The sequence below is a fragment of the Oxalicibacterium faecigallinarum genome (assembly GCF_014635705.1).
Taxonomy (GTDB): Bacteria; Pseudomonadota; Gammaproteobacteria; order Burkholderiales; family Burkholderiaceae_D; genus Oxalicibacterium; species Oxalicibacterium faecigallinarum.
In genome coordinates this window covers 255,628-282,180 of record NZ_BMDI01000002.1, presented here as the reverse complement: position 1 = coordinate 282,180, position 26,553 = coordinate 255,628, and the positions used below count along the sequence as shown (strand labels likewise).

The following is a 26,553-nucleotide window of genomic DNA, read 5'->3' as shown; positions in this document are numbered from 1 at the left end:
CGAGCAATTGTAGCAAATCGCGCGCCCGGCTTTAAGGGAAAGTCGCGCCCTCAAATGGGGCAAATCAAACCATGCGCGCTATCGGCTGCCAAGCGACTTGTCGACAAGATAACGTTGGAGCCTCACATCGCCGGGTGCAACGGACGGTTCGGGGCGGCATCAGCCAAATCACATCACTGCACGCGATCAACCGGCAAAGGTAAAGAACAGCAAGGTCAATACGCCACCGCCTATCAGACCACAGCCGAAATACACCATCACACCCAGCAGCATATTCGTGCGTCGTTGTTCATCAATCAGACGGCGCAACAAATCGCCATTGTCGGGATGCGGCTCGGAGGCCTGCAACAAGGCCTGATGTGCCAGACGCGGCAACTGCGGCAAGAGTTTGCTGTAGCGTGGGGCCTCGATTTTGAGGTTTTCCAGCAAGCCACGCCAGCCAACCTGCTCGTTCATCCATTTTTCGAGATAGGGTTTGGCCGTCTTCCACAGATCCAGTTCCGGATCGAGTTGCCGTCCCAAACCTTCGACGTTAAGTAGCGTTTTTTGCAGCAGAACCAGCTGCGGCTGCACTTCGACATTGAAGCGGCGTGAAGTCTGGAACAGACGCAGCAGCACCTGCCCGAAGGAAATCTCACTCAACGGACGATCGAAAATAGGTTCGCAACAGGCGCGGACTGCAGATTCCAGTTCATCCACGCGCGTCTCTTTGGGCGCCCAACCCGATTCGATGTGGGCTTGCGCCACGCGCTTGTAATCGCGGCGGAAAAAGGCAAGAAAGTTTTGCGCCAGATAGTCCTTGTCGAAATCATTGAGCGTGCCAACGATACCGAAATCGAGCGCAATATAACGACCGAACGTGCGCGGATCAGTCGAAACAAGGATATTCCCCGGATGCATGTCGGCGTGGAAGAAACCATCACGGAATACCTGCGTGAAGAAAATCTCGACGCCATCGCGTGAGAGTTTTTTCAGATCGATGCCGGCCGCAATCAGACGCTCGGTCTGTGAAATCGGAATGCCATTCATGCGCTCCATCGTGATGACCGAGGTCGAGCAAAAGTCCCAGAACATTTCCGGCACGACCAGCAAATCGGAATTGGCGAAGTTGCGTCGCAACTGGCTGCCATTGGCGGCCTCACGCATCAGATCCAGTTCATCGTGCAGATATTTATCGAACTCGGCCACGACTTCCCGGGGTTTGAGGCGTTTGCCATCGGCCCACAAGCGCTCGATCATGTTGGCAACAATATGCATCAGCGCCACATCGTCGTCGATTGATCGCTTGATACCCGGCCGCAAGACCTTGACCGCCACTTCACGACCATTTTTCAGTTGCGCAAAGTGCACTTGCGCGATCGAAGCAGAGGCAACCGGCTCGCGCTCGAAATGATTGAACAGCACATCAGGATGTGCACCGAGCGACTTGACGATCTGCGCAATCGCCACATCCGACGAAAACGGCGGCACGCGGTCCTGTAAGCGCGCCAGCTCATCCGCGATGTCCATCGGCATCAAGTCGCGACGCGTCGACAGCACCTGACCGAATTTGACAAAGATCGGGCCCAGCTCTTCCAGCGCCAGACGCAAACGTTCGCCGCGTGGTGCCGACAGGTCACGCCAGAACAGCAGGCGATCAAAGACACGTGCCGTGCGAGGAATGGCCAAACCCGAGATGACGATCTCGTCCAATCCATAACGAATCGCCACACGCAGGATCTTGAGGACCCGCATAAATTTCAACATCATGAATTGCCGCCCTTGAGCTTTTCGATACGCTTGGCAAGGCGCGCAACATCGTCGCGCAACCTGGTGACGTCATTGGTAAAGTCCGCAACCGCGCGCGGACGAACGAGAAGAGGATTCTCTTCCAGAAAATACTCGGCGACGTTTTCCGTCACCGACTGATGGACTGCCTGCGCATTCTTCACAACCGCGCGTGCACCTTCTGTCACACGTCGTGCGGCAATGTCACCAACCAGGCGGCTCAAGTCATCCTCGGCCTCCCAACGCAGGGACTGGCTTAACTGCGAGATCGTATTGGCAAAATCGGCATCACCCTCAATCTTCACATAGGAAAACGCCCGTTCGCGATTCTGCAGAATCACTGACAGATCGGATAGCTGCACGCGAATCGTGACCGTTGCGGCATCCGCGGCATCCGCTGCTTCGACCAAGCCGTCAGCACGCACCTTAAGACGCAAGGCAAACACACCCGCATCAAACACCGCAATCTTGCCTGCGTGCGGTTCCAAACGCGCGCGCGCCCATCCTTCCTGCGCAAGCAGATGATTGATGGCAGCAGAAGGAAGCATCGCGGGAGATAGTCTTGTCATGGCAAAAAAGAAGCCGCCGGTGACCATTCACAGGCGGCTTCAAGTTTAACAGTTTGCAGCGTGAAGCTGCCAGCGATCTCTCGTCGTAAGATCCGAGACCGGATCAGATCATGCCAGTGGCTGAATTACAGCTGCTGAATACCAGCCAGCACCCAGCCGCCGTTGCCGTTGACTGGCTTGGACAGATTCCATGCTTCGGTAAATGGCTGCGTAGGCGTATCTTGCGATTCGCGGATCAGGCCCGAGAACTTGATGCTGGCGATATATTCGTCACCAACCGTTTCCACACCATAGAATTCGCCATCCAGTTGCACGACGTCGGTATGGTTTTCTGCTGCGCCACGTTCGGTCAGTTGCATCTTGATTTCAGCAAACATTTCCGGCGTGGTGAATTCGCGGATGTCTTGTACATCAGCACGATCCCATGCAGCCTGCAGACGGATGAAGTAGGTTTTTGCGTTGCGCACGAACGCTTCCACGTCGAAATCCGCTGGCACACGATCATCTGCCTCGACGGCAGCCGCAGCGCCACCGAACGAACCAGCACCTTGCAATGCCGATGGTTGCGCGTTGTAGCCTTGATTCAATCCCGAACCGATTTCAGGCGTGCTCGATTTGGCCGAGTAATTGTTCGCAAACGAAGGCTGACCTTGTTGGCCGCCTGCACTTTTGCCCTTGATCATGCGATAGATGAACATTGCAGCAAAGGCCAGCAGAGCAATCATCAAGACGGTGCTGATCATGCTTGCCAGTGCGCCGCCAATACCCAGATGCGACAACAATGCACCCAGGCCCAGACCCAGCAATGCGCCACCGAGAATGTTACGCATCATGCTTGGTTTGGCTGCAGCCGCGCCAGCAGCTCCTGCACCAGCCGCAGCAGGAGCCGCAGCCGGACGTTGTGCACTGTTAGCCGCCTGCGACGACTGTTGCGCCGGTGCAGGACGCTGAAAACTTTGGGACTGTTTACCGAAAGAACCGCCACCGCCCATGCGCTTGGCTTCGACTTCGGTCGCGACGAAGGTCATCGAACTGACCATAACCGCCACTGCCAACAGTAATTTTTTCATGCTGTCTCCTAGAGTTTAATACCGGTGTGCAATGCGGCCACGCCGGCTGTCAAATTGAAGTACTGGACTCTTTCAAGACCAGCCTCCTGCATCATCGCCTTCAACGTTTCCTGATCGGGATGCATGCGAATCGATTCGGCCAGATAACGATAACTATCGGCATCATTCGCCACACGCTTTCCCAACCATGGCAACACGGAAAACGAGTAAATGTCGTAGGGCTTTTTAAGTGGCTCCCACACTTTTGAAAATTCAAGCACCAGCAGTTTGCCGCCCGGTTTCAACACCCGACGCATTTCTGCCAGAGCAACATCCTTGTGCGTCATATTGCGCAAACCAAAAGCCACACTGACACGATCAAAATAATTGTCGGGAAACGGCAATTTCTCCGCATCACACAAGGATGTGGGGGTGACCAGCCCTTTGTTCAACAGTCGATCACGCCCAACGCGCAACATCGATTCGTTGATATCGGTCAACCACACTTCGCCCGTCGGCCCGGCCTGTTTGGCAAATGCCTTGGCCAGATCACCGGTGCCGCCAGCAATATCCAATACCTTGAAGCCGGGACGAATCCCTGCTTGCGCGATCGTGAACGCCTTCCACACACGATGCAGACCCGCCGACATGAAGTCATTCATCACGTCATACTTGGCCGCTACCGAATGGAATACCTCGGCGACCTTGTGAACCTTCTCTTCTTCAGCAACGGTTTGGTAACCGAAATGGGTGGAATTTGTCATGGCATTTCCGCTCGCAGGTTTGAATTATACAGATGTTAGGAAAACGTGAAATAAACGTTATTTTTATTTCTTATTGGAAATATTTTGCAACAATCAGTGGGTGCTACAGCCAGTCGGTCCCGACACCATCATTGGTGCGTCCCGACCGCTTTCACGCGTGAAGCCGGCGGCTTCCAGTCGACGCAGATAGTCTTCCCACATCAGCACCTGCTCCTTGCCCATGCGATACAGGAATTCCCATGAATAGATGCCGCTGTCATGCCCATCGTCAAAAATCGGCTTGAGACCATAGTTGCCGACTGGTTCGACGGCAGTAATCCCCACATTGCGTTTGCCGGTCTGCAAGGTCTCCTGCCCCGGCCCGTGGCCACGCACTTCCGCGGACGGCGAACAGACGCGCAGAAATTCAAACGACAGCGAAAACTGCTTGCCGTCGTCAAACGCGATTTCCAGTACACGTGATTGCGTACGCACCTTGATATCGGTCGGGATGGGTGTCGCTGGATGGGAACTAGGGCCGCTCATGGTGTCCTCGTTTTGGAATTGAATCGGGAAGAATCAGACAGGATAACGCGTCATGCAAGCAAGGCGCACTGCATCACACTTGTTCACGCGACGCACGTGACATGTCGGGTCACGGCAGCACGCAGATCCTGCAGACGCGCACGACGTTGTGCCAGCGTATCCGGATCGGGCGGACGCTGTAATGGCGCCCAGATCGGATGCGGAAAATGAACGTCATCGGTATAACGCGGAATCAGATGCCAGTGCAGATGCGGCACCATGTTACCGAGACTGGCCAGATTGATCTTGTGCGGCTGCATCACTTCACGCAAGGCCGCTTCGACCTGGCAAACCGTACGCATCAACAGCGAACGATCGACCGGTGACAGATCCGTCATTTCCGCAACGTGATCATGCCAGATCACGCGGCAGAAACCAGGGTAGTGAGCATCATCGACGAGAACGACGCGCAATTGGTCGTTGCGAAACAAGACCTCGCCGCCATGCTGTTCGCACAGCTCGCAACCCGAACCGATCCGTGTCATACCAGCACGCGCTCAATACCGCCGTTGTTGGCGCGTTCGACGTACTCCGGCAACCAGTTGGGGCCGAGCAGATGCTTGGCCATTTCGACCACAATGTAATCGGCCGTGGTGCCGGAATCATCGTTGTAGCGCGACAAACCCTGCAGGCAGGACGGACACGATGTCAGTACCTTGACCTGACCATCAAACCCATCGGCGCGCAATTTGCCTGCGCCCTTTTCCATTTCCTCTTCCTTGCGGAAGCGAACCTGGGTCGAGACATCAGGGCGCGTCACGGCAAACGTGCCGGACTCGCCGCAGCAGCGATCGTTTTTCTCGATCTTCTGCGCATCAACGGTGGTGATCAGCGAGTTGACCGTCTTCAGCGGGTCCTGCAATTTCATCGGCGTATGGCAAGGATCGTGATACATGTAGCGCACGCCCTCCACACCTTCGAGCTTGACGCCCTTCTCCATTAGGAATTCATGGATATCGATGATGCGACAGCCGGGGAAGATCTTTTCAAATTCATAGCCCTGCAACTGGTCGTAGCAGGTGCCGCACGACACCACCACCGTCTTGATGTCGAGGTAGTTGAGCGTATTGGCCATGCGATGGAACAGCACGCGATTGTCGGTAATGATCTTCTCGGCCTTGTCATAATCGCCCGAACCACGTTGCGGATAACCGCAGCACAGGTAGCCAGGCGGCAGCACGGTTTGCACGCCGACATTCCACAACATCGCCTGGGTTGCCAAACCAACTTGCGAGAACAAACGCTCGGAACCACAACCCGGGAAGTAGAACACCGTTTCGGTATCGACCGTCGTGGTCTTTGGATTGCGGATGATCGGCACAACCTTGTCGTCCTCGATATCCAGCAAGGCACGCGCTGTTTTCTTTGGCAGGTTGCCCGGCATCTTCTTGTTGATGAAGTGGATCACCTGCTCTTTGATCGGTGGCTTGCCCACAGTCGGCTGCGGTGCGCGCGTCTGCCTCTTCGCCATCTTCTTCAACACATCGTGACCAAACCGCTGTGCCTTGTAACCCCAGTCGATCATGACCTTGCGTGTGGCATTGATGGTGGTCGGATCGGTTGCGTTCAGGAAGAACATCGCCGCCGTGGTGCCCGGATTAAAGCTCTTCTTGTCCATCTTGCGCAGCAGATTGCGCATGTTCATCGACACATCGCCAAAGTCGATATCAACCGGACATGGGGTCACACACTTGTGGCACACGGTGCAGTGGTCGGCCACGTCTTCAAATTCTTCCCAGTGTTTGATCGAAATGCCGCGGCGTGTCTGCTCTTCGTACAGGAAGGCCTCGACCAGCAGCGAGGTCGCCAGAATCTTGTTACGTGGTGAATACAACAGATTGGCACGCGGCACGTGTGTCGAGCACACTGGTTTGCACTTGCCACAACGCAGACAATCCTTGACGCTCGATGCAATCGCGCCGATATCGCTTTGCTGCATGATCAGCGATTCATGTCCCATCAGACCGAACGACGGCGTGTAGGCGTTGCGCAGATCGGCACCAAGCTCGGCCATATCCATCAGCTTGCCCTTGTTGAAACGGCCTTCCGGATCGATACGACGTTTATACGAACGGAAATCCGCCAGCTCGGCATCCGTCAAAAATTCGAGCTTGGTAATCCCGATACCATGTTCACCCGAAATCACGCCATCGAGCGAACGCGCCAGTTTCATGATGCGCGCAACGGCTTCATGCGCATCCTGCAGCATCTGGTAATGATCGGAATTGACCGGAATATTGGTATGCACGTTGCCATCGCCCGCATGCATGTGCAGCGCGACAAACACGCGACCACGCAAGATGCGTTTGTGGATGGCGGTGACTTCTTCCAGAATCAGACGGAACCATGCGCCGCTGAAAATCTGCCGCAACGGCATACGCACTTCGGTCTTCCACGAAATGCGGATGGTACGATCCTGAACGATATCGAACAACGTGGCAGTTGGCTGTGCTTGCAAGCGCTCGTCAAAGATACCTGCCATTTTTTCGAAGCCATGCGTCAGCAAGTCTGCTTTGACCTCACGCAATGGTTTGTCGAGATTGCCGAGCACATACGACCAGCGTGCATGCGTGACGTCGATCAGTTCTTCGGCCTGATGCACACGATCTTCGAGCAGCTCGGCCGCCGGAATATCGTCACCTTCCACATCATCGCTCTTGCCCAACGGCAGATTGCCCTTGACGAAGAAGCTGCGCAGTTCTGCCAGCAATTGCAGTTTGTTCTTGATCGACAGCTCGACGTTGATGCGTTCGATGCCATCCGAATATTCGCCCATGCGATCAAGCGGGATCACGACGTCTTCGTTGATCTTGAACGCATTGGTGTGTTTGGAAATCGCTGCGGTACGCGCACGATCGAGCCAGAATTTTTTACGTGCTTCCGGGCTGACAGCGACAAAGCCTTCGCCCACACGCGTATTGGCCAGACGGATCACTTCCGATGCGGCCTGCGCGACCGCATCTTCATCGTCACCGACGATGTCGCCGAACAGCGCCATCTTCGGCAGAATGCCGCGCTTGGATTTGGTCGCGTAACCGACCGCCCGTAGATAACGCTCGTCCAGATGCTCAAGACCGGCGAGAATCGCGCCACCTTTTTTGGTTTCCGCATCGAGGAAGTTCTTGATCTCGACAATCGACGGAATCGCATCGCGCGAATGGCCAAAGAACTCCAGACACACCGTACGCGTGTGCTTCGGCATCTTGTGCAGAATCCAGCGCGCCGAGGTGATCAGGCCATCGCAGCCTTCCTTCTGCACACCCGGCAAACCGGACAGGAACTTGTCGGTCACGTCCTTGCCCAGACCTTCCTTACGGAAAGTGCGGCCGGCGATCTCGAGAATCTCGGTCTTGAACGGCGTGTTTTTCTTGCGTCTGCGTTCGCTCGGATGCGTCCACTCCAGCTTGAACTTGGCAACCGGCGCATCGTGAATCTTGCCAAGGTTGTGCTCAAGACGCGTGACCTCCAGCCAGTCACCGTTCGGATCGACCATGCGCCAGCTCGCCAGATTGTCGAGCGCGGTTCCCCATAACACGGCTTTCTTGCCACCGGCATTCATGGCGATATTGCCACCGATGCACGAGGCCTCTGCCGAAGTCGGATCGACAGCGAACACGAAGCCGGCTTTTTCCGCCGCATCGGCCACACGCTTGGTCACCACGCCTGCGCCCGAATAGATGGTCGCATATTCGCGATCCACACCGGGCAACGTCGTCATCACGACGTCGCTCAGTTGAATCAGTTTTTCGGTATTGATGACGGCCGACATCGGCGTCAGCGGAATCGCACCGCCGGTATAACCGGTGCCACCACCACGCGGAATAATGGTCAGGCCAAGTTCGATACAGCCTTTGACCAGCCCTGCCATTTCTTCTTCGCTATCGGGCGTCAGCACGACAAATGGATATTCAACGCGCCAGTCGGTCGCATCGGTCACGTGCGAAACACGCGACAGGCCATCGAACTTGATGTTGTCCTTGTCGGTGTAGCGGCCCAGCACGCGGGTGGCGCGCTTGCGCAAATCCCAGGTATTGCGGAATTCTTCGCCAAAATCGGCCACCGCCTTGCATGCGGCCTGCACCAGCGATTCCACCGCCGCAGCGCGACGCGCAGCGTTGACATCATCCGCCACAGCCAGATCCTTGGCACGGCGCTTGTCGACTTCGGCCAGACGGTGCTTGAGTGCGTCGATCAATGCCTGACGTCGCTTGGGGTTATCCAGCATATCGTCCTGCAGATACGGATTGCGGCGCACGACCCAGATATCACCGAGGACTTCATACAGCATGCGTGCCGATCGGCCGGTCTGACGCTCGGAACGCAAGGTCGACAGCAATTCCCACGCCTCTTCCCCGAGCAGGCGCATCACGATCTCGCGGTCGGAAAAGGAAGTGTAGTTATAGGGAATTTCACGCAAGCGCGTAGGCGCTGCGCCGCCGGGCAGATCGGCGAGAAGTGTCTGAACTTGTGCTGGAGCGTTCATCAGAAATTGGATTGCATTGACGCTAAACACGCATTCTAGCCGATTGCCGCCTGTCCCGTTGGGACGGGAACGCACCTTGCGTGACAGGAAAACGTTGTCTTTTGTCTAAAAATCGCCTTGTGTCAGCCTAGAACCAACCGCCAACCCAATGCCAGAAGCCATCCGGCACATACAAAAGCAGCCAGGTCATCGTCAGATAGCGTAAAAACTTGCCGATCGCCATGTAAAACACACAGGGCCAGAACGGCAGGCGCAGCCAACCTGCCAGCAGACAGAGCGGATCGCCAATACCCGGCAGCCAGGACACCAGCATGGTTTTTGCGCCAAATCGCTCAAGCCAGTGAAACCAGCGCGTCTGGCGCTCCTTGGCAAACACCTGCTTGGCCCCCAAACCCATCCAGTAATTGACCAGACCGCCAAGCGTATTGCCGACGGTTGCGACGCAGATAATCGGCCAGAACATGGCAAGGTTGGCCTTGACTGCGGCAAAGACGGCGGGCTCCGAGCCCAGTGGCAGCAATGTTGCAGAAATCAGGCTGATCAGGAAGACAGAAGTCAGTCCTACTTCCGGCTCGGCCAAAAAGGCGAGCAGCCACTGCACAGCGGATTCAATCATGGAAACACCATACCGACTTCACTTGCGAACATTCCCGAAAAATAAGCAACGCTACTCAACCAAGACGACACTGCCACCCCGATCTCGCCATAAGACGATCAATTGCCACTGCGGCTGGCAAAGCCGTCCATTATAATGAACGGCTGCGTTGTGCCGCCTATTTTGCGCACACGCTCGTTCATTCGCGCGCCAAGCCACGACATCATGACTACCGACTATCTGAAGAAAATCCTCACTGCACGCGTCTACGACGTCGCAGTCGAATCACCGCTGGAACTGGCCCCAACCCTGTCAGAACGCTTCGGCAACCAGATTTATTTCAAACGCGAAGATATTCAAAGCGTCTTCAGTTTCAAACTGCGCGGCGCTTATAACAAGATGGCGAATCTGCCGCCGGAGAAACTCAAGCGCGGCGTAATCTGCGCTTCTGCCGGCAATCATGCGCAAGGCGTTGCGCTGGCAGCGACGCGACTTGGCTGCAAAGCCCTGATCGTGATGCCGACCACCACCCCGCCGGTAAAAATCGAAGCCGTCAAGGCACGCGGCGGCGAGGTCGTGCTTTTCGGTGATTCTTATTCGGATGCCTATCAGCACGCGCTCGATCTGGAAAAGAAACACAAACTAACCTTTGTCCATCCATTCGACGATCCGGATGTGATTGCCGGTCAGGGCACGATTGCAATGGAAATCCTGCGCCAGCATCCGGGGCCGATCCACGCCATCTTTGTCGCCATTGGCGGCGGCGGCCTGATCGCCGGTATCGGCGCCTACGTCAAGGCTGTGCGCCCCGACATCAAGATCATCGGTGTACAAACCACCGATTCCGACGCCATGGCACGCAGCCTGAAGGCCGGTCGTCGCGTCGCCCTCAATGACGTCGGCCTGTTCTCGGACGGTACCGCAGTCAAGCTGGTTGGCGAGGAAACCTTCCGCCTGGCCAAGCAAGTCGTCGACGACATCATTCTGGTGGATACCGATGCGGTGTGCGCTGCCCTCAAGGACGTGTTCCAGGACACGCGCAGCATTCTGGAACCGGCAGGCGCACTGGCAATTGCCGGTGCCAAGGCATACATGGAACGTGCCAAGGCCGAGAAAAAGCCGCTGAAGAATGAAACGCTGGTCACCATCGCATGCGGTGCCAACATGAACTTCGACCGCCTGCGCTTCGTTGCAGAGCGTGCCGAAGTTGGTGAATCACGCGAAGCGGTGTTTGCCATCACGATCCCGGAAGAACGCGGTAGCTTCAAGCGCTTCTGTGAATTGATCGGTCCGCGCAATGTGACCGAATTCAACTACCGCATCAGCGATGCCAGCAAGGCGCACGTCTTTGTCGGCATGCAGATAGCCGATAAAGACGAGCCGACCAAGATCACGAAAAATTTTGAGAAGCATGGCTTCAAGACGCTGGATTTGACGCACGATGAACTGGCCAAAGGCCATATCCGTCATCTGGTCGGCGGCAAGAGCGAGCTGGCGCAGAACGAACTGCTGTATCGCTTTGAATTTCCTGAACGTCCGGGTGCGCTGATGCGCTTCCTCGACAGCATGGCGCCAAACTGGAATATCAGCCTGTTCCACTATCGCAATCAGGGCGGTGACGTCGGCCGCATTCTGGTTGGTCTGCAAGTGCCGAAGAAGGAAATGAAAGACTTCCGTGCCTTCCTCGCCGGTCTTGGTTATCGCCACTGGGATGAAAGCGAAAATCCCGTCTACAAGCTGTTTTTGTAAAAGAGTTCCATGAGCACGCCTTCGCCAACCAACGGCTCGCCCCTCGGCCAGCCATCGACGTATCAGTCGCAGTACGATCCGTCATTGCTGTTTTCGATCCCGCGTCAATACAAGCGTGAGGAGATCGGTCTGGGCGAAGGTCGCCTGCCTTTCTTCGGCATGGATATATGGAATGCGTACGAAGTATCGTGGCTGAACATGCGCGGCAAGCCGCAGGTTGCGCTGGCACGCTTCATGGTGCCGGCCGATTCGCCCAACATCATCGAGTCAAAGTCCTTCAAGCTGTACCTGAATTCCCTGAATCAAACCAAGCTGGGTGGTACCGACGCCTTGCTGGAACTGTTGCGTGCCGATATATCCGCCGGCTTTGGTGCACCCGTACAGATCGCACTGACGCTGCCGGAGAATTTTTCGCAGGTATCCATGGGCGAACTGGACGGACTGCTGCTGGACCGACTGGATATCGAAGTCGATGACTACGCTCCCAACCCTGATTTGCTGCGCGCGGAAGAAAATGAAGCGCCTGTCGAGGAGACGCTGGTATCGCATCTGCTCAAATCCAACTGTCTCGTCACTGGCCAGCCGGATTGGGCCAGCGTACAGATCAAGTACGCGGGTCCGCAAATCGATCAGGAGCGTTTGTTGCGTTACCTGATCGGTTTTCGTGAACACAATGAATTTCACGAGCAATGCGTGGAACGCATCTTCATGGACATCCTGCGTCATTGCAAACCACACAAGCTGGCAGTCTATGCGCGCTATACACGCCGCGGCGGGCTCGACATCAATCCGTGGCGCAGCAATTTCAGCACAGGCACACCCCCGTCCAACGCACGGAACGCTCGCCAATAACAGTGGTCTATTCAGCGGTTGCGCATTTGCACAACAGCAATTGCTTACCAAATGTTATTTATTGTCGCCGCAGGTGATTTATTCGCTACCATACATGACGCTCGCAACATGGCGCACAGACGAGACAATGTGTGTCGTAACAAGTAAAGAATGATGTAACAGTTCTGCAAGCAAGTCGCTGCAAAATTCAGCCTCATCTTTTATATAATCGCCGGCGCAGAACTTATCCATACCATTATGACAACGACAAACAACAACGCTTCCGCCGATCCAGCTTTCATGCAGGAAGTGGCAAAACTGATCGTTCACGCTCTGAACCTCGATACCGATCCTGCTTCGATCGCACCGGATGAACCCCTCTATGGCAACGGCCTGGGTCTGGATTCGATCGACATCCTCGAAGTCGCTCTGGTGGTCTCCAAAAACTACGGCATCCAGTTGCGCGCCGATCACGAAGACAACGAAAAAATCTTTGCCTCGCTGCGCTCGCTGTCGGACTACATCGCAGCCAACAAGGCTTCGTAAGTCGTTGTTCATGCGCCATGCAGATCGACCGGATGGCGCGCCGCCAGCCTCGTTGCGCCCATTCGTGCCCTTGTTGCCGCACACGGATCCGTCACGCATCGTGGCATGGCGCGACACGCATGCGGTTACGGCTGCGCAGTTCCTGTCCGATGTCAGGCAACTGATTCCTCAACTGCCGGCGTCCACGCATGTCCTCAATGACTGTCACGACCGCTACCGTTTTCTGGTGGCGCTGTGCGCGATCATGGTGGCGGGCAAGATCAATCTTCTGCCATCGACACGGACAGCGGAAACCATACGGCAACTGCAAGGGTTTGCGCCTGATGCAAGCTGTCTGACCGATCAGGCGAACTGCACAATCGCCCTGCCGCAAACCGCGTTTCCGACACTGCGCCCAGAAGAAAACATCACGTTTGCCGTACCGCAGCTCGTCGATGATCAGGTGGTGGCCTATGTCTTTACTTCCGGCTCGACCGGGCTCCCGGTCGCCCACAGGAAAACGTGGGGCGCACTCGTACGGAATGTGCAGGCGGAAGCACAACAACTGGGACTGCTGAACGCATCCGGCTGCACGATCGTCGGTACCGTACCGCCACAACATATGTATGGCTTTGAGTCGACTGTGCTGATGCCGCTGATCAATGGCTTTGCCATGGCGAGCGCACCGTGGTTCTACCCTGCCGATATCTGCCGCACGCTGGAGCAGGTTCCCGCCCCACGCGTACTGGTCACCACGCCCGTGCATTTGCGCCAGTTGATCAGCATGCAAACCGCGCTGCCATCAACCAGCCTGATCGTATCCGCAACCGCACCTCTCGCACCGCAACTGGCAGCGCAGTCGGAACAGGCATTCAAGGCGCCGTTATGCGAAATCTACGGCAGCACCGAAACGGGTCAGATCGCCACGCGACGTCCGACTGTGTCGCAGGAATGGAACCTGTTCCCGAACATTCAGATGCAACGCCATCCGGACGACGCCAGTGACGAACGCATGTGGATTAGCGGCGGTCATGTCGAAGTGCCGATGCCGATGAACGATGCCATCGAGCTGAAAGAGGCAGGGCGCTTTCTGATGCATGGCCGCATGGCAGATATGATCAACATTGCAGGCAAGCGCAGCTCTCTCGCCTACTTGAACCATCATCTGAATGCGATTCCCGGCGTCGAAGATGGCGCGTTCTACATGCCGCCGGAAAAGACGTCCGGCGAAGTGACGCGATTGCAGGCATTTGTCGTCGCCCCGCTGGTCGAGACGGAAACGATTCTGAGCGTGTTGCGCGAAAAAATCGATCCAGCCTTCATGCCCCGCCCCTTGCTCAAGGTGCCGCAACTGCCACGCAACGCGACCGGCAAACTGCCCCATGCCGCACTGGCCGAACTGGCGGCTACCTTTGCCACCAATAAAACGGACACGCACTGATGCAAACACTCACGCTGCATATCCCTGCCGATCATCCTTCGTTTGCCGGTCATTTCCCCGGCATGCCGATCACGCCCGGCGTTGTGCTGCTGGACCTGGCATTGCATGCGATCACGCAACATCTGCAACGCGAACTGGTCAGCTGCAGACTCAACAGCGTCAAATTCCTGCGGCCGGTTTTGCCGGATACCACGCTGGTCATTCATTACGAAACCAATGCTGCCGGCAATATCCAGTTTGACATCAAGGATGCGGAGCACATTGCCGTCTCGGGAGTCTTTCATGCGTAATCACACCTTCTGCTTTATGCGCGCAACATCGTTCGTTACACGCACGCTCGGCATCACCATCCTGGCTGTGGGATGCAATCTGGCTCATGCTGCCGACTGGACCATGGATCAGTTGATGGCGAGCCTCGCGCAGACCAAACCAGCCAAAGTCAATTTCGTCGAAAAAAAATACATCTCGACACTGGATCGTCCGGTCGAATCCTCGGGCGAAATGTTTTACACGCCACCCGACAAGCTGGAAAAGCGAACCATCAAACCCAAACCGGAACGCATGCTGCTTGAGCGCGACATGATTACGCTGGAACGCGGCAAACATAAATTTGCGATCGATCTCAACGAGTCGCCAGAGCTGGCCGCATTGATCGAAAGCATCCGCGCCACGCTGGCAGGCGACCGTCGTTCGCTCGAACTCAACTATGTGGTTGCCCTGACCGGGACACGCGAGCAATGGAAACTGGCACTGACACCAAGCAATCTGCAGGCACGCCAGAAGGTCAAGCGCATCACGCTCAGCGGCACGGCCGGTGAAGTGCGCGAAGTCGAAGTCCAGCAGGCGGATGGCGACCGTTCCGTCATGACGATCGAGAAGCCGCGCCCATGACCACGTCCGCGCAACACCATGCTGCACCGCCACGATCATGGAAGGCAATCGGCGTCTGGCTGATCCTGCTGCTGATTGGTGTCGGCATTCTGTTCCGCTCGACCTTCACCGCCGACCTCACGGCTTTCCTGCCGAACAATCCGACGCAGGAACAAAAGCTGCTGGTCGAGCAACTGCGCGACGGCATGGTCTCGCGCATGATCCTGATCGGCATCGATGGTGCCGATACGCCAACCCATGCAGCGCTGTCCAAAGCACTCGCGCAAAGGATGCGCAGCAATGATGAGTTCGTTTCCGTCAACAACGGCGAGCCCGTCAATCAGGAAAAGGATCGTGCCTATCTCTTCAACAATCGCTATCTGCTGAGTCCCGGCGTGACGCCGGAGCGCTTTAGCGTCGAAGGTTTGCACGAGGCCTTTAGTGAAACTGTCGATCTATTGGCCTCGCCAGCAGGCATGCTGGTGAAAGATATCCTGCCGCAAGATCCGACGGCCGAAATGGCAACACTGATTACCCAGTTCAACAGTGGTCAGCAGCCCCGCAAGGTACAAGGAGTCTGGGTGGCCAAAGATGGCGGCCGTGCGCTGATTCTGGCGCAAACACGCGCCCTCGGCTCCGACACCGATGGTCAGGAAATGGCCATCACCCATATCCGCGAAAAATTCGAGGCGGCAAAAGCAGACGTCGCCAAGACACTCCCGCAAGCTGTCAAAGCCACAATGATCATGACCGGTCCCGGCGTGTTCGGGGTCAATGCGCGCAATACCATCAGCAAGGAAGCCGGCCTGTTCGCCATCATCAGTGCCGTGTTGATCATGACGATCCTGTTGATCGTTTATCGCTCCGGGATCGCCGTGCTGCTTGGTCTGGCGCCCGTTTTGAGCGGCGTTCTGGCGGGCACGATTGCCGTCAGTCTCGGTTTTGGCAGCGTGCATGCCATCACACTCGGCTTTGGTACCACGCTGATTGGTGAAGCCATCGATTACGCGATCTATCTGTTCATTCAGTCTGGCAGCGCAAAGAACAGTGCAGACTGGGCAAAAAAATCATGGCCGACGATTCGGCTTGGCGTCTTGACATCAATGTCTGGTTTTGGTGCCCTGCTGTTCTCGGGCTTTCCCGGTCTGGCGCAACTTGGCCTGTTTACGATCGCCGGGCTGGTCTCGGCCGCCTTCGTCACACGGTATGTCCTGCCCTCACTGTTGCCACGTGACTTCGTGGTCCGCGATCTGTCGCATATTGGTTTTGCCCTGGAGAGAGCCATCATCGTCTTGCGACGTCTGCGCCTTGTCGTGCTTGGTCTGGTGACCATTGCCTGCGTCATATTGTGGATCAATCGCAATGACCTCTGGCAACCAGAACTCGGTGCATTGAGCCCTGTCAGCCAGCAAGACAAAGACCTCGACGAAAAATTGCGCAAGGATATTGGTGCCCCCGATGTGCGCTATCTGGTCGTCGTCAAAGGCAAGACGCTGGAAGATGCGCTACAGGCATCCGAAAAAGTCGCAGCGCGTCTGGATGGCATGGTGGAACACGGTCATCTGGCAGCGTTTGAAAGCCCGACACGCTATCTGCCAAGTCAGGCCATGCAGAAAGCCAGACTGGCCAGCCTGCCGGATGCGGCAACGCTCAATCAGCGTGTGGCGCAGGCCATCGCCGGATTACCGTTTCAGGCATCCGTCCTTGCCCCCTTCATCGCGTCGGTTGATACGCTCGCGCAAACCGCCACACAACCAGACAAGCTGGAATCACGCCTTCTGTCGCGCAAAGATCTGACCGGCACGTCGATGGCGCTGGCGACCGATTCACTGCTGATCGAACAGCAAGACGAAACCACCGCGTTGTTGCCACTCACTGCCAACGCCGACGATCATCTGATCGATGCCGCCTTGATGCGTAGCGAGCTGGAAAAATCGGGAGTGAAGGAGGCCTATTTCATCGATTTGAAGATCGAAACCGACAAGCTGTATAGCGGCTATATGCGCGAAGCGGTGTTACTGGCCTTGTGCGGGCTGGCCGCCATGACCGTGCTGCTGGGTTTCAGCATTCGTTCGGCGGGCGGTCTGGCGCGCGTGATGGTGCCACTGATTACCGCCGTTCTCAGCGTTGCGGCATTCTTCATGCTGACCGGCGAACGCATGACGATCCTGCATCTGGTCGGCCTGTTGCTGATCGTGGCAGTCGGCTCCAACTATGCCCTGTTCTTTGCGCAGCCGCCGACCACCGTGGTGACCGATCCTGAAACCGGCGCACAGGAGGTCGTTGCGCAGATCAAGCCAACTACGCTGGCCTCATTGATCTTTGCCAATCTGACGACGGTCATCGGCTTTGGCGTGCTCGGCTTTTCCAGCGTGCCTATTCTCAGTGCCATCGGCAAGACAGTCGGCATCGGCGTGATTCTGGCGCTGGTGTATTCGGCCGTCTTCTCAAGCATGCTGCATTCCAAATCATCCGACTCATCCAAGAAATGACGTGACCATGACGATCAATGCCATCCAAAATCTATTGACCGCCGCGTGTGCGCCCTACCAGCAAGCAGGACGTTTTGCCTGGCATTTTGCGCAAGGCAAACTGGGGCGCGATCCCGTATTCAAAGGCATGCTGGCACGCAATCTCCTGCCGCATCGGGATGGCGGCATTCGCGTACTGGACATCGGCTGCGGGCAAGGTTTGCTTTCTTCCTGGCTGTTATCTGCCCAGGCACAACACGCCAAAGGCGAATGGCCGGCAAACTGGCCAGCGCCACCAGCCATTGCACACGTGCATGGCATTGAACTGATGCCGCGCGATGTTGATCGCGCGCGCGCAGCCTTGCACAAGGACAGCACCCGCGCCACGTTCGAAGTCGGCAACATGTGCACTGCCAACTTCCCGCCATCGGATGCAGTCGTGATTCTGGATGTCTTGCACTACGTCGACTTTCCTGCGCAGGACGATGTGCTGCGTCGTGTGCATGCCTGCCTGACCGATGACGGCGTGCTGTTGTTGCGTGTCGGTGATGCAGCGGGTGGCCTGCCATTCAAGATCAGTAACTGGGTCGACAATGTCGTGACCAGCATTCGCGGCCACAAGACACTGCCAACCTTCTGTCGCAGCATCGCCGACTGGCAACGTGATATCACGGCTCTGGGTTTTTCCGTGCAAGCCATGCCGATGCATGAAGGCACGCCCTTCGCCAATATCCTGCTGGTTTGCCACAAGGCGAAAACATGATCATTGATCGCGAATGGATGACCGCACATATTCCGCATCAGGGCGATATGTGTCTGCTGGATCGGGTTGAAAGCTGGGATGCTGCGCGCATGATCGCGGTGACAGCGAGCCACCTGTCACCGACCAATCCCTTGCGTGCGCATGGCCGGCTCGGCGCTGCCAACGGCATTGAATATGCGGCCCAGGCCATGGCGGTTCATACCGCGTTGCTGATGACATCCAAAGCCGACGCACCAGTCACGGAACGCCCCACAGCCGGTTTTCTGGCAAGCGTGCGCAACACCACATTCCATGCTGCCCGCCTTGATGATCTGGATGAGTCTTTGCAGGTCGAAGTAACGCTGACACACAGCGAACCCAACTGCATTCTTTACCAGTTCGCCGTACGCGGCCAACACTCACAAAAGCCATTACTCGATGGCCGTGCCACGGTCATCATCGATGCCAGCATGGTCACCGACAACATGAAAGGATCTGCAGCATGAAGCTTGCATTGGTAACGGGTGGCAGCGGCGGTATCGGCAGCGCCATCTGCAAACGTCTGGCACGGGATGGATTGCATGTGATCGTGCATGCCAACCGCGGGCGCGACAAGGCACAAGCTGTGTGCGATGCCATCATTGCCGATGGCGGCAGCGCTGAAGTTGCCGCGTTCAATATCACGAATGCGGAAGAGACGCACACAGCGCTGGAACAATTGACAGAGGCCGGTCCGATTCAAGTGCTGGTCAATAACGCCGGGATTCATTCGGATGCCGTCTTCCCCGGCATGTCGCCAACGCAATGGCATGACGTCATCGATGTTTCGCTGCATGGCTTCTTCAACGTCACCCAGCCTTTGACCATGCCAATGATCCGTACACGCTGGGGCCGCATCATCAATATCTCTTCGGTCGCCGCTGTCGCCGGCAATCGTGGGCAAGTCAATTATTCCGCTGCCAAAGGCGCCTTGCATTCGGCCACCAAATCACTCTCACTGGAACTGGCAAGTCGCGGCATCACGGTTAATGCCATCGCGCCGGGCATCATTGCCACCGACATGATCGATGGCACGTTCGACGACAAGCTGATCCAGAACATGGTGCCGATGAAGCGCGCAGGCAAGCCGGAAGAAGTGGCTGATCTGGTTGCATTTCTTGCGTCAGAACAGGCTGCCTATATCTCCGGCCAGATCATCTCGATCAATGGCGGGATGATCTGATCAAAAGGATGGACAATAAAAAAGCCCGCAATGCTGCGGGCTTTTTTATTGTCACCGGCATCACGCCGATCCTGCTTCCGGATCACGAATATTGATCTTGCGCCGACGCCACGCATCCAGCGTACGCATCGGATTGAACAGAGACGACAAGTAGTAGATGCCTTTGAAGACATACAGCGATGGCCAGATGGCCTTGTTGTGAAAGATGTCACCAGCCAGCACCGACATGACCGCCGCCTTGGTCTGCAGGAAGTCACGGGGATTGAGGAACAGAAAACGCATGGCAGGATTGGTCACACGGTAAATGAACCACGAGAAAATCGATGGTCCGCGACGCATGTGGTGATCGAACTTCGCCAGTTCGCGCGCAGCCTTTTTCGGCTCCTGCAAGCAAGCCTTGACCGCATCGACACCGACAAATGCGCTCTGCATTGCCAGCAACACGCCGGAAGAAAACACCGGATCGATGAAGGCGTAGGCATCACCGAGCAACATGCAGCGATCGCCGTAGCTCTTGCTGCTGGTGTAGGCGTAATTGCCGGTCGCATGCACCTCGCCGACGCGCACGGCATTCTTCATGCGATCCGCCAGCTTCGGCGCCATTGCAATCGTATCCATCAGGAACTGCTCGACGCTGACCTTGCGCGAAGCCAGATAATGCGGCCAGCACACCGCCCCGACACTGGTTGTGCCGTCGGATAACGGGATCAGCCAGAACCAGCCATGTTCAAACCAGAACAGGCTGATATCACCTTCGCGCTTGCCTTCATAACGCTCGACACCAGTGAAATGACTATACAGCGCAGAGCTGTTGTGCTTGCGATTCTTTTGTTTGCTTTTGAATTGATTGGCAAGGAACGTGTCGCGTCCGGAAGCATCGATCACGTAATCGGCCAGATAGTCCTGCTGGCGGCCATCAGCAAGTTGCGCCTTGATCGCAACATGCGCTTTCTGGAAATCCACCGTGCGAACCCGACAACCTTCCGTGACATTCGCACCTTTATCCCGGGCATTGTCGATCAGGATGTGATCGAAATCGGCACGACGCACCTGATACGCATAGGGCATTGATTTATCGAAGGCTTCCGCAAACTCGATATGGGTCTTCATGTCCGACTCGATCGAGTTGAACTCCACGCCCCACTTCGGCATACCGATCGCCTCCACCTTTTCCTTCACACCCAGCTTCTCCAGCAATGGGATATTGGCCGGCAACAATGACTCGCCAATATGAAAACGTGGATGCACGGCTTTTTCCAGCAGCGTGACATCAATACCATCCTGTGCCAGCAACGCTGCTGCTGTCGAACCTGCCGGCCCGCCGCCGATGATCAGTACTTGTGTGCGTATGGGTGTACCTGACACACCCTGCGCGCGAGAAGTCGCCGTCATCGGGTCGGCTGCGGTCGCCAGTTCATCTGTTGTCTGCATTGTTTTCTCTCCGGAAATCATGCGTTCCGCTCTCGCCGGAACAAGCGCACATCATACGTCAGCGGCAACGCGGCAGCACATCCCGATCAAGAAATCCTTGCCACAGCTCCAGCCAGGGCTTCCATGTGTGACCGCCTTCAGCAGTCGTGACACGATTGGCTGGCAGCACGTCGCCAATCAGTCGGTTACTGCCTGCAAAGCGATCTTCCAGCCCGTAACCGATATACAGCGGTGGCACACGGTCAGGTGCCGTCGCGTACGTCTTGATCCATGACCACAGTTCGCGATCATAGTCATTGGCGGCAATCGGTCCGACCGGCCAGTCGGCCAGCCCGGATTTGCCAACTTCCGCAATCAGGCTGCGATTGCCAAGAAACGGGGCCATCAAGAACATACCGTCGATGGTGTCGCCAAACGCTTTCGCGTAAAGCAAGGAACCATATCCGCCAAGGGAAATGCCTGCAAACCAGATATGCCGATATCCCTTGGCGCGCGCCGGCATGACGATATCCTGATGCAAACGTTCAACCACCAATGCCGAGGTGTAATAGCCGACATGGGTATCGGCCATGATGACGTCTGCCGCGATGCGGCGGGCATGCATGGCGTCCACAAACCCCTGTCGGACAAAATCTTCCGGTGTATCGTAAGCACCGGGCAGAAGTACAACAAGCGTATCGATGTCGCCTTTACAAGGAGCGACATCCTCAATAACATCCAACTTGCTTTTGACAATTCCAATCGGCATACAGGCAGTCAGCACGGTCGATACCAACAGGATCAGGCCGGCAATCTTGAGAGGTTGAGGAAAACGGCTCATTATACGGATACCCCGCGAACGCACTGTGCGGTTACACGCTGTGGATACAAGCCCGTTCTGATTGCCGGGCACTTCTTTGATGCGTCATAGTCCATACATCACGTATCCTCGCTTTTCACGACAAACACAATCATGTTGAACGTCTCTTACGGCAGTGCTCTCCCCGACGAAGGACAGGATTCCGGTCTACTCGGCGGGTTGATTTTCAGTGCGCTGCCACCTATCGCTGACGCGCCAGCCTTTGCCCATATTGCCATGGCACGGCTGGATCAGGATGCCTTGCTCTGTGAAAGCCTGCATGGCAACGGCGTCATCCGCACCGGCCAGCTCAACGACATTCACTACCGTTTCAATGACCATCTTCTGTTTGGCATCGTCACGATTGATGAAACTCTGTTTGCCGGCACACCCAAACAGGAGGGCACGCCGCTACAGATTGCGACCCGGCAGGCCTATCGCCATATTTTTTCGCTGCTGCATGCACAGGGCTTCCCGTATGTATTGCGCTTCTGGAATTACATGGCCGACATCAATGCTGTTACAGATGACCTTGAACGTTACCGTCAGTTCAATCTGGGAAGACAACAGGCATTTGCCGAAAGTGGTCAGGCCGTTGCAGGCAACGTCCCGGCGGCATGCGCGTTGGGTACGGCATCGGGGCCACTGACGATTACATTTCTGGCAGGACGACAACCCTCTGTCGCGATCGAAAATCCGCGTCAGATCAGCGCCTACGATTACCCCGAGCAGTACGGCCCGCGCAGCCCGCTGTTTTCCCGCGCCAGCGTCGCGACCGTCGATCAGCAACGCATTTTTCTGCTTTCCGGCACAGCCAGCATCGTCGGTCACGAAACACGTCACACCGGCGATGTCGCCGCGCAAACGACTGAGTCACTCGCCAATATCGCCGCCGTGCTGACAGAAGCCAACCTGAAGACGAATGCGCAATGCGCGCTGCAAGCGCTGGACTACATCGTCTATATCCGCCATGCGGAAGATATCGCGCAGGTACGTCAGATCATCGAGCAGCAGGTCGGCCCTGCCGTACGCGCGGCCTATGTGCAGGCCGATATTTGCCGCGCCGATCTGCTGGTGGAGATCGAAGGTTCGGCTGCCTTGCCAGCCAACTGATCATCACGCTCAAAAAAAGGCCGTTCATCCCGACAGATGAACGGCCTTTTTGATGGTGCAGCGAGTCGCAGAATTACTGGAAACCGCGCTCGGTCTTGTCGTGCTCGATGATGGTCAAACCGCTGTTATCGTTGACGCCATACGTATAGGCACCAGCACCGCCGGCGAACGTCAGACGTCCCAATCCCTTGTAATAGAACACCGTCTCATAACGACCAGAACCAAAGTAAAACGGGATCCATGCCTTTCCCGTAATGTGCGAACTGGTATCGGTCGGTTTGCCGACGACGCTGATGACTTCATTGAAGCCCATACCAATTTTCAAATTATTGAACTTGCTCTTGGGTGCCGGCGTGCCAATGATCTGCCCGGACCAGCCATTGATACCTTTGACTTCCTGAGGCTTGCCTGCATCGGCGGTAGGTGCTGCTGATTTTTTGCTGGCGGCAGCCGCAGCTGCCTTCTTGTCGGCCGCATCCTTGGCAGCCTGTTCTTTTGCGCTCAGTTTTTTGGCTGGCGCGACAGGCTCAGGTGCCGGCTTGGCAGCGACTGGTGCAGGTGCTTCTTCTTTCTTCTGCATGGTTTCGCAGCCAACCAACAAGGTCGACAATACGGCAAGGCCAATCAGTTTTTTCATTATTTTCTCCCTGGTTTGAAAAGCGGATCGTTGATCGCTTACTGAACTGGCGTAAACACCGCATGCAGACTGCGACCATTTACATATTCCAGATCAGCGTGTGCCGCACGTGCCTGCGCGACAATCTGCAACAAAGGCAGTCCGCGAGCGGCCGGAATACCAATCCGCACCTGCTCCAGCGCAGTGTTAGTCATGCGTGTACAAGCAGCATCCTCCAACTGCAAGCTCAGCGCGCCCAGACTCTGAACACTTTGCGTCGGGTTCAACAGCAATGCGACCGCATACTGATCCAGTATCGGACGCGTCGCATGCAATGGTTCGGGATAAGGTGTGTCATAGACCACCAGCAGCACCGGACGCTTTTCAATCGCGCATTGCACTGCGGCTTCCAGCAGACCGACAGCGAAGCCGCCATCGTAGGCGCACAAACTGGTGGATGGCAACATCGCACCCGCTGCAATACCCCAGTAGCCGGAAGGCGCGTTATGCACGGAATTATGAAAACGGGTCGGCGAGATCATGCGGTCGCTGCCCGCAAGGGCTTCGCAGATCAGATGGCAGTTGTCGCCATCACCGCCGGAAGAACAGAACACCGTCGTCATCGTCGCCGGATCGATACCGGCATTACTCAGCGCCTCCATGCCGGTCGCCAGTGCCAGCTTGACACCCGCGCCGGTACGGCGACGCTCGGCCGGTGGCAACACATTCAGCGCCGGCACGACAGTCGGCACGATCTGATAATCGGACGCGTCCTGTAGCAGGCTCTGCCACGCTGTCCAGTTATTCGCACCGGGACCGACCATGCCGATGGCATCCAGATAAACTTGCACGCTCATCGTACGACTCCCAGCACCAGACTGCAGTTAGACCCGCCAAAACCAAAGGAATTGTTCAGCGCATAGTCGATCGGTTCGGCGCGATTCTGCAGCAGGTAATCGACATCGAGCGCAGCATCGACGGCTTGGGTATTGATGCCTGCCGGCAGCATGCCATTGGTCATCGCCATTGCACAGATCACGGCTTCCACGCCGCCAGCCGCACCGAGCGTATGCCCGGTGGCACCTTTGGTAGAACTGCACGCGGTATGACGACCAAAAACGGCATGCACAGCACGCCCTTCTGCCGCATCATTGCTTGGCGTTGCCGTGCCATGCAGATTGATGTACCCAATCCGGTCCGGCGTGATGCCGGCAGATGCCAGTGCAGACTTCATCGCCATCTGCGCACCCAGGCCTTCCGGATGCGGCGATGACATGTGGTGTGCATCGCTTGACTCACCGACACCGCACAGCAGAATCGAACCGGGTTGTGCCTCGCCCTGCACTTTTGTCAGCAAGGCAAACGCTGCACCTTCCCCGATCGAGATACCTTGCCGGCCTTCGCCATAAGGCTGTGCCGGTTCCGGCGACAGCAGTTGCAAAGAGTTGAAACCATAGAGCGTCGTCAGGCACAAGGTGTCGACACCGCCAACCACAGCGGCATCGATCACGCCGGCCTCGATCATGCGTGCCGCATTACCAAACACCTTGGCACTCGACGAACAGGCAGACGAGACCGTCAACGCCGGACCACGCACACCCAGAAAGGCTGCGACGAATGCGGCGACAGAATACGTATTGTGTGTCTCCGCATAACGGAAGTCGGGCGGCAGCGCGCCCAGTTTGCCGTCGGCATCTGTCTCGCGACGACGATAGGCCAGTTCGGTTTGCAAGATACCTGACGTGCTGGTGCCGAGAAACAGGCCCACGCGATCAGCACCCACCTGGGCAATGACTTGCTGCACACTTTCGATGAATCCGTCCTGCTGCAAGGCCAGTTGCGCGAGACGATTATTGCGGCAATCAAAATCAGCCAGCGCAGCACGAATGACAACCGCATCGACGCCGGGCACCTCGCCAATCCATGTCGGCAAATCGATCGTCTCAAAATCGCAAGGCTTCAGCGCGCCCTGCTGCGCCGCCAGCTTTTGCCAGTTCGCATCCCGCCCGAGCCCCAGACAGGTACTCAGTGTGTAATGTTTTAATTCGAGTGCTTGCATGCGTTAAGACCGTTCTCCGGATAAATCGCAAATCAATAATGGAATGATTGTGTACCTAAGCACGCAATCCCTGTTCGATGGTGACGCATTGCAAATGCTGTTGTTTCAGGGCAGTCAACACGTGGGCCAACACATCGAGAATGACAGGCTGACCATGGACATCACGCGCCGCATTGCCATCATGCAGCAGCAGAATATCGCCAGCACGCGTCCCGTTGAGCAACCGTCGCGTTACAAGTGCGGCATCGCCAGTCCGCGTATCGAAACCGCGTCGCGTCCAACTCACCAGTTGCAGGTCAAGGGCGTGCAGAACCGGATCAAGAAACGGATTACGCAAGCCTGCTGGTGCGCGAAAATAACGCGGCGTTCTGCCTGTCGCTTCAGCAATGACCTGCTGCGCCTGCATCAGTTCCTTGCGCAAGCCGCCCATACCCATCATCGAAAAATAATGACGATGCTTCATGCTGTGATTTTCGATGTGATGACCGGCATCAACGATACGTCGCGCCAGCGCTGGCTGCGCAGCCACCTTGTCTGCAATGCAAAAGAAGGTTGCCTTGACATCATGTTTGGCCAGTAAATCCAGCACACGTGGGGTGACTTCTGGATCAGGACCATCATCAATCGTGATCGCCACTTCCTGTCTGTCATGCGGCAAACGCAACACATTCGGTCCCAGCCAGGTACTGCGCGGCCACAAGCCGATCGCGGTAATCGCAGCATGATTGGCAATCACGCTGGCCACACTCATGCCCAAGGTACCCGGCCAGACAAGTGCCGAAGCCGCCGCGCCAACGTGCAAGACCGCCGATGCCTTGAGGAAGCCGCTGGGCTGCCATTTCGTCGTTTGCATG

23 protein-coding genes and 1 pseudogene are annotated in these 26,553 nt (G+C 56.5%); 10 read left to right on the top strand and 14 right to left on the bottom strand.

The window, feature by feature from the left end:
• Window positions 1-186 precede the first annotated feature (186 nt).
• From ubiB to IEV29_RS11335, 8 genes are all read right to left on the bottom strand, one after another.
• Window positions 187-1,749: a ubiquinone biosynthesis regulatory protein kinase UbiB gene (gene ubiB, locus IEV29_RS11370; protein WP_188381415.1), complete on the bottom strand. Its 1,563-nt coding sequence runs from the start codon at window positions 1,747-1,749 to the stop codon at window positions 187-189.
• On the bottom strand, window positions 1,746-2,336 hold the full coding sequence (locus tag IEV29_RS11365; protein WP_188381414.1) for a ubiquinone biosynthesis accessory factor UbiJ: 591 nt from the start codon (window positions 2,334-2,336) through the stop codon (window positions 1,746-1,748). The genes ubiB and IEV29_RS11365 overlap by 4 nt, the downstream gene beginning before the upstream one ends.
• Window positions 2,337-2,461: 125 nt before the next feature.
• On the bottom strand, window positions 2,462-3,406 hold the full coding sequence (locus IEV29_RS11360; RefSeq protein ID WP_188381413.1) for a Tim44 domain-containing protein: 945 nt from the start codon (window positions 3,404-3,406) through the stop codon (window positions 2,462-2,464).
• An 8-nt stretch (window positions 3,407-3,414) separates the two neighbouring features.
• On the bottom strand, window positions 3,415-4,149 hold the full coding sequence (ubiE, locus tag IEV29_RS11355) for a bifunctional demethylmenaquinone methyltransferase/2-methoxy-6-polyprenyl-1,4-benzoquinol methylase UbiE (RefSeq protein WP_188381412.1): 735 nt from the start codon (window positions 4,147-4,149) through the stop codon (window positions 3,415-3,417).
• Between the two features lie 93 nt (window positions 4,150-4,242).
• On the bottom strand, window positions 4,243-4,674 hold the full coding sequence (locus IEV29_RS11350; RefSeq protein ID WP_188381411.1) for a gamma-butyrobetaine hydroxylase family protein: 432 nt from the start codon (window positions 4,672-4,674) through the stop codon (window positions 4,243-4,245).
• An 83-nt stretch (window positions 4,675-4,757) separates the two neighbouring features.
• Entirely contained in the window at window positions 4,758-5,198 is a 441-nt protein-coding gene (locus IEV29_RS11345; protein ID WP_188381410.1) for an HIT family protein, read from the bottom strand.
• Window positions 5,195-9,196, bottom strand: a complete 4,002-nt coding sequence (locus tag IEV29_RS11340; protein WP_188381409.1) for a DUF3683 domain-containing protein — start codon at window positions 9,194-9,196, stop codon at window positions 5,195-5,197. Before IEV29_RS11340 ends, IEV29_RS11345 begins: the two co-directional genes overlap by 4 nt.
• Window positions 9,197-9,323: 127 nt before the next feature.
• Window positions 9,324-9,812, bottom strand: a complete 489-nt coding sequence (locus tag IEV29_RS11335; protein WP_188381408.1) for a YqaA family protein — start codon at window positions 9,810-9,812, stop codon at window positions 9,324-9,326.
• Window positions 9,813-10,016: 204 nt separating this feature from the next.
• Here IEV29_RS11335 and ilvA point away from each other — a divergent pair, with 204 nt between their 5' ends.
• From ilvA to fabG, 9 genes and pseudogenes are all read left to right on the top strand, one after another.
• Window positions 10,017-11,540 (top strand): threonine ammonia-lyase, biosynthetic, encoded by a 1,524-nt coding sequence (ilvA, locus tag IEV29_RS11330; RefSeq protein WP_188381407.1) that lies wholly within the window; start codon window positions 10,017-10,019, stop codon window positions 11,538-11,540.
• A 9-nt stretch (window positions 11,541-11,549) separates the two neighbouring features.
• Window positions 11,550-12,392, top strand: a complete 843-nt coding sequence (gene queF, locus IEV29_RS11325; RefSeq protein WP_188381406.1) for an NADPH-dependent 7-cyano-7-deazaguanine reductase QueF — start codon at window positions 11,550-11,552, stop codon at window positions 12,390-12,392.
• Between the two features lie 237 nt (window positions 12,393-12,629).
• Complete coding sequence (locus tag IEV29_RS11320) at window positions 12,630-12,917, top strand: phosphopantetheine-binding protein (RefSeq protein ID WP_188381405.1); 288 nt, start codon at window positions 12,630-12,632, stop codon at window positions 12,915-12,917.
• A 10-nt stretch (window positions 12,918-12,927) separates the two neighbouring features.
• A pseudogene (locus IEV29_RS11315) lies at window positions 12,928-14,627 on the top strand (ApeI family dehydratase).
• Entirely contained in the window at window positions 14,620-15,228 is a 609-nt protein-coding gene (locus IEV29_RS11310) for a LolA-related protein (protein WP_229726361.1), read from the top strand. The pseudogene IEV29_RS11315 and the gene IEV29_RS11310 overlap by 8 nt, the downstream one beginning before the upstream one ends.
• Window positions 15,225-17,699, top strand: coding sequence for an MMPL family transporter (locus IEV29_RS11305; RefSeq protein WP_188381404.1), 2,475 nt, complete (start codon window positions 15,225-15,227; stop codon window positions 17,697-17,699). The genes IEV29_RS11310 and IEV29_RS11305 overlap by 4 nt, the downstream gene beginning before the upstream one ends.
• 7 nt (window positions 17,700-17,706) lie before the next feature.
• Complete coding sequence (locus IEV29_RS11300; protein ID WP_188381403.1) at window positions 17,707-18,441, top strand: class I SAM-dependent methyltransferase; 735 nt, start codon at window positions 17,707-17,709, stop codon at window positions 18,439-18,441.
• The gene (locus tag IEV29_RS11295) at window positions 18,438-18,926 is read left to right on the top strand and encodes a hotdog family protein (RefSeq protein ID WP_188381402.1); all 489 of its coding nucleotides are present in this window, start codon (window positions 18,438-18,440) and stop codon (window positions 18,924-18,926) included. Before IEV29_RS11300 ends, IEV29_RS11295 begins: the two co-directional genes overlap by 4 nt.
• Window positions 18,923-19,642, top strand: a complete 720-nt coding sequence (gene fabG / locus IEV29_RS11290) for a 3-oxoacyl-ACP reductase FabG (RefSeq protein ID WP_188381401.1) — start codon at window positions 18,923-18,925, stop codon at window positions 19,640-19,642. The genes IEV29_RS11295 and fabG overlap by 4 nt, the downstream gene beginning before the upstream one ends.
• A 60-nt stretch (window positions 19,643-19,702) precedes the next feature.
• Here the strand turns inward: fabG and IEV29_RS11285 are convergent, their stop codons facing one another.
• Entirely contained in the window at window positions 19,703-21,073 is a 1,371-nt protein-coding gene (locus IEV29_RS11285; protein WP_308632724.1) for an NAD(P)/FAD-dependent oxidoreductase, read from the bottom strand.
• A gap of 58 nt (window positions 21,074-21,131) precedes the next feature.
• The gene (locus IEV29_RS11280) at window positions 21,132-21,893 is read right to left on the bottom strand and encodes an alpha/beta hydrolase (protein WP_188381400.1); all 762 of its coding nucleotides are present in this window, start codon (window positions 21,891-21,893) and stop codon (window positions 21,132-21,134) included.
• 132 nt (window positions 21,894-22,025) lie between these two features.
• Between IEV29_RS11280 and IEV29_RS11275 the strand changes: the two genes are divergently transcribed.
• The gene (locus IEV29_RS11275) at window positions 22,026-23,024 is read left to right on the top strand and encodes a chorismate transformation FkbO/Hyg5 family protein (protein WP_229726360.1); all 999 of its coding nucleotides are present in this window, start codon (window positions 22,026-22,028) and stop codon (window positions 23,022-23,024) included.
• Between the two features lie 73 nt (window positions 23,025-23,097).
• Here the strand turns inward: IEV29_RS11275 and IEV29_RS11270 are convergent, their stop codons facing one another.
• From IEV29_RS11270 to IEV29_RS11255, 4 genes are read right to left on the bottom strand one after another with little or no spacing between them, the layout of a single operon-like run.
• Window positions 23,098-23,661 carry a hypothetical protein gene (locus IEV29_RS11270; protein ID WP_188381399.1) on the bottom strand — a complete coding sequence of 188 codons (564 nt, stop codon included), beginning with the start codon at window positions 23,659-23,661 and terminating at the stop codon, window positions 23,098-23,100.
• A gap of 38 nt (window positions 23,662-23,699) precedes the next feature.
• Entirely contained in the window at window positions 23,700-24,497 is a 798-nt protein-coding gene (locus tag IEV29_RS11265) for a beta-ketoacyl synthase chain length factor (protein WP_188381398.1), read from the bottom strand.
• A complete protein-coding gene (locus IEV29_RS11260) occupies window positions 24,494-25,699 on the bottom strand; it encodes a beta-ketoacyl-[acyl-carrier-protein] synthase family protein (RefSeq protein ID WP_188381397.1) in 1,206 nt (401 codons plus the stop codon). The genes IEV29_RS11265 and IEV29_RS11260 overlap by 4 nt, the downstream gene beginning before the upstream one ends.
• 55 nt (window positions 25,700-25,754) lie before the next feature.
• Complete coding sequence (locus tag IEV29_RS11255; protein WP_188381396.1) at window positions 25,755-26,552, bottom strand: polysaccharide deacetylase family protein; 798 nt, start codon at window positions 26,550-26,552, stop codon at window positions 25,755-25,757.
• Window position 26,553 lies beyond the last annotated feature (1 nt).